The organism is Kitasatospora sp. NPDC058190 (assembly GCF_042883685.1).
Classification (GTDB): Bacteria; Actinomycetota; Actinomycetes; order Streptomycetales; family Streptomycetaceae; genus Kitasatospora.
The window spans coordinates 1-4,436 of sequence record NZ_JBHVVI010000249.1 but is presented as its reverse complement, the minus strand read 5'-3'; the positions used below and the strand labels follow the sequence as shown (position 1 = coordinate 4,436).

Here is a 4,436-nt window from a genome sequence, read left to right as displayed (position 1 = left end):
GCCCTGACCGACCCGCCACGACCGGACGGGCGGTCCGCTCCGGAGGGCCCGTCTGGTCGTGACCGGGCCCCCTGCCCGATCGTTCGGTCACGAGGGTGGGCCCGGGCCACCAACCTGCGCACGGACGCCTACGGCGGGTCGATCGAGAACCGCGCCCGCCTGACGCTGGAGATCGTCGACGCGGTCGCCGGTGCGGTGAGCCCGGAGCGCACCGGGATCAAACTGAGCCCGATGTACGAATCCGGTCCGTTCCAGGCCAACGACGAGACCCTGCCCGCCGCCGAGTACGTCGTCTCCCGCCTGACGGGCCTGTCGCACCTGCTGCTGATGGGCGCCCAGACCGACTTCACCGGAACTCCGCTCCAGCACCTGTCCGGTGACGGCATGTTCGCCCACTTCCGCCCGCTGTTCGGCGGGACGCTAATCGCCAACACCGCCATGACCGGTGAACGCGGCGCACACCTCGTCGAGACCGGTCTGGCCGATGTCATCGCATTCGGCCGCCCGTTCATCGCCAACCCCGACCTGCCGGCCCGCCTGGCCGCCGGCGCCCCGCTCGCGGACATCGACTGGCGCACCGTCTACGCCGCCGGCCCCGCGGGATACACCGACTACCCGGTCCTTCCCGCACACGACCGGTCCCCGAGGACCGCTGACCGCTCGCGCCCCCACGTGGCACGCGCGCGCCCGCGTCGGCCGAAGCCGCTGATCGGGCTGCCGCCGCCCGCCGGTCCAGGCCCCGTCGGCCGCCGACGGGGCGGTCCCGGCGAGCCGATCGCCCGCCGAGGCCCCACCATGGGTCGGGTAGGAGCGCGCGGCCACTGCACCCCGGCGGGCGGAGCCGTCGCAACACGGCGACAAGACGAGGTCCTCCATGCCCGTGCACCGCGTCGGACTGGTCGTCCACCAGGGCCGCGGCGCTGCCCGCGACGCCGCCCGCGCCGTGCACGCCTGGTGTGCGGCGCACGACGTCCCCTGCACCGAGATCGACGTCTGGTCGCAGGACCGACGGCGCGGCTCCGGCCGCGACGAGGCCCACGCCGCCGGGGACCCGGACCTGGTCGTCACCCTCGGCGGGGACGGGACCTTCCTGCGCGGCGCCCGGATCGCCGTGAAGACCGGCGCCAGCGTGCTCGGGGTCGACCTGGGAAAGGTCGGTTTCCTCACCGAGGTGCCGGCCTGCGACATCACCGCCGCCCTCGACGCCGTCCACGCCGACCACGCCCCGGTCGAGGAGCGGATGACGCTGACCATGCGCGCCTCCAGGCCGCCGGAGGTGCCCGCGGAGATGGAGGCCTTCCTCTGCTACGGACGCGGCCCCGCCCTGCCGTCGCCGCAGGTGCGGCCGGAGCACACCGCGGGCAACGGCTGGGGTCTGCCCCTGGACGTCAACGCCCTCAACGACGTGGTGGTGGAGAAGCTCGCCCGGGACCGTCAGGTCAGCGCGGGCGTCTACATCTCCGGCAGGCTGCTGGCCGCCTACTCGGCCGACGCCCTCGTGGTCGCAACACCCACCGGCTCGACCGCGTACAGCTTCTCCGCCGGTGGCCCCGTGCTCTCCCCGCACATGGACGCGGTGGTGTTCACCCCGATCGCCGCCCACATGACCTTCAACCGCACCGTCGTCGCCGCTCCCGACGAACCGATCGCGCTGCGCATCCTGCCGCACTCCGGCCGTGCCGCGGTCAGCATCGACGGCCAGCTGCGGGGAATCATCGACCCGGGCGACTGGATCGGCGTCTACCGCGCCCCGCAACGCGTGCGGCTCATCCGCCTCCATCCCACCGACTTCTACGGTCGGCTGCGGGACCGCTTCCGACTCACCGATGCCCCCGCCACCGCGACCGACCCGGAGTCCGCCCCGTTCTTCCGCCCCGACTCCGCGGTACCTCCGGACCTCGCGGGCCTGCGGCTGCCGCCGCCCACCGCGGCCCGCTGAACGCCTGCCGGCCGCGCGGGCCGAACTCCCGACCGCCGCCGCCGAAGCCCCACGGGCAGGTGCGCGGCTTCCAGACGTCCGTGGCCCGAGGCGCGTCCGTCCGGGTGATGTTCCCGTCGGTCGGGTTCGGCTTCACCGGGACGGGTGCGCCGCTGGTGGTTGGCTGTCCGGCGGGCGCTGATCGACCGGTTCCGACCGTGGCTGTGCGGAGAGCCGGCGATCGCCGGCTCTTCCGTGCGGCGGTGAACCGGTGAGCCGCGCTTCCACGGTGGGTCTGGGTCGGAGGTGGCGGGTGGTCGGGGCTCGGCGTGGTGGTGGATCGGGTGGGCGAAGCCGGTGGCGGCGAGCCGCCGATCCGCTGCGGCGCCTCACCCGGGCCGGTGGCAGCACCTGGCGCGGCGCGGTCCGGGCCGTCGAACGATCCCGTACCGCGGTGGGTGTCCGACTGTCGGCGTTCGCCCGCGGGCTCGGGCAGGCGCCCGCGCCGCCCGGACCGTTCCGCCCGGGGTTCTGGCGCAGTCCGATCCGGGGGCCCTGGCTGACGTCGGTGTTCGGGCTGGTGCTGCTCGTCGGGCTCCCGGTCCTCTTCGTGACCGGGGCCCTGTCGTACGCCGCGTACAACCCGGACCTCGGTGTGCTCAACGACCAGACCCCGGACAAGGGCGTGCTGGGCTTCTACCTCTTCGACTGGCCCACTCGCCCGTCCTGGTTGTACCGGCTCACCCAGGGCGTGCACGTGACGCTCGGCGTGACCCTGGTGCCGGTGGTGCTGGCCAAGCTGTGGTCGGTGATCCCGAAGCTCTTCGAGTGGCCGCCCGTGCGCAGCGCCGCCCACGCGCTGGAGCGGCTGTCGCTGCTGATGCTGGTCGGCGGGGTCGTCTTCGAATTCGTGACCGGGATCCTCAACATCCAGCTCCACTACGTCTTCCCGGGGTCCTTCTACACCCTCCACTTCTACGGCGCGTGGGTGTTCATCGCGGCGTTCGCCGTCCACGTGGCCCTCAAGCTGGCAACGATGGTCCGCGCCCTGAAGTCGCGTTCGCTGCTGGGGGAGTTGCGGACCGGCCTCGCCGACACCAGGCCCGAGCCGCCCGACGCCGACGGCCTGGTGACGGTCGCCCCCGCCGCCCCGACGATCGCCCGGCGCGGCGCACTCGCGCTGGTGGGCGCAGGGTCCCTGGTGCTGTTCGCGGTCACCGCGGGGCAGAGCATCGGCGGCCGGCTCCGGGCCACCGCACTGCTGGCACCCCACAACCGCGAACCGGGGGACGGTCCGAACGGCTTCCAGATCAACAAGACGGCCGCCGCCGTCGGCGTCTCGTCGGCGATGGTCGGTCCGCACTGGCGGCTGGAGCTGTACGGCGCCGGGGCGGCGCAGTCGCTCTCCCGTGAGCAACTGCTCGCGATGTCGCAGCAGTCGGCCTGGTTGCCGATCGCCTGCGTGGAGGGCTGGTCCACCGCGGACCAGCACTGGAGCGGGCTCCGGCTCGCCGACCTCGCCGCCATGGCCGGTCTGCCCGAGGCGTCGAGCGTGCTGGTGGAGTCGGTCCAACCGCCCGGTCCCTACAGCTCCGTGGTGCTGCGCGGCAACCAGATCCGCGACCTCCGCTCCCTCCTCGCCCTCAGGGTCAACGGAGCCGACCTCTCCCTCGACCACGGCTATCCCGCCCGGATCATCGTCCCCGCCAACCCCGGTGTGAACAACACAAAATGGGTCCGCCGACTCACCTTCAGGACGTGACCATGGCCCGACTCGCCCGCCTCACCCGCTGGTACGGCGCCGGCCCGATGCACCTGCTCGTCCTCCTCGCGTCCCTCGCGCTCACGGGCTACGCCGTCGAGCGACTCGTGGCCGACCGGCCTCTCGGGGTGGCGATCTGGTTCGTCGGCGCGGCCGTCGCCCACGACCTGATCCTGCTGCCGCTGTACTCACTCGCCGACCTCTCGGCCCGGGCCGTGCTGCGCCACCGCCGGGAACGGACCGCCGCAGTGGAGTGGATCAACTACCTCCGCGTACCGGCTCTCCTCTCCGGTCTCCTGCTGCTCGTCTGGTTCCCGCTCGTCCTCGACCTGTCCGAGCCCTACCCGGGAGCCACCGGACTGTCGGCGGACGTCTACCTCGGCCGATGGCTCGCGATCACCGGGAGCCTGTTCGGCGCGGCAGCCGTCGGCCTCGCGCTCAGGCTGCGCGCCGCCCGTCGAACCGGGCGACGCGAGCCGCGATGAGCTGAGCGGCGACCGCCGTGTCACCCCGCTGAAGGAACGGGGGCAATCCGGCGTCCGCGAATCGTAAGGCTCTGGTTCGCGGAGTCCGCCGTGGCCGGCTCCTACAGTGGCCCGGACGTTCTTCCTCTGAGAGGTGGTAGGGATGACGGTGCATCAGGGAGAGCCGTGGGCCGAGGTGGGTGTGATCGGCGGTTCGGGGCTGTACGCGCTGCTGGACGACGTGGCGGAGGTGCGGGTCGACACGCCGTACGGTCCGCCCAGTGACGCGCTG

General features: G+C 73.2%; 3 protein-coding genes and 1 pseudogene. All 4 read left to right on the top strand.

Translation table 11 applies throughout. From position 1 onward, the window contains the following. Nucleotides 1-3 precede the first annotated feature (3 nt). A pseudogene (locus ACFVWU_RS44360) lies at nucleotides 4-543 on the top strand (hypothetical protein); the annotation flags it as partial. Between the two features lie 331 nt (nucleotides 544-874). Continuing rightward, the gene (locus tag ACFVWU_RS44355) at nucleotides 875-1,939 is read left to right on the top strand and encodes an NAD(+)/NADH kinase (RefSeq protein ID WP_387632292.1); all 1,065 of its coding nucleotides are present in this window, start codon (nucleotides 875-877) and stop codon (nucleotides 1,937-1,939) included. A 433-nt stretch (nucleotides 1,940-2,372) separates the two neighbouring features. Next, nucleotides 2,373-3,680: a molybdopterin-dependent oxidoreductase gene (locus ACFVWU_RS44350; protein WP_387632290.1), complete on the top strand. Its 1,308-nt coding sequence runs from the start codon at nucleotides 2,373-2,375 to the stop codon at nucleotides 3,678-3,680. A gap of 2 nt (nucleotides 3,681-3,682) precedes the next feature. Then, a complete protein-coding gene (locus tag ACFVWU_RS44345) occupies nucleotides 3,683-4,165 on the top strand; it encodes a hypothetical protein (RefSeq protein ID WP_387632295.1) in 483 nt (160 codons plus the stop codon). The last annotated feature ends 271 nt before the right edge of the window (nucleotides 4,166-4,436 follow it).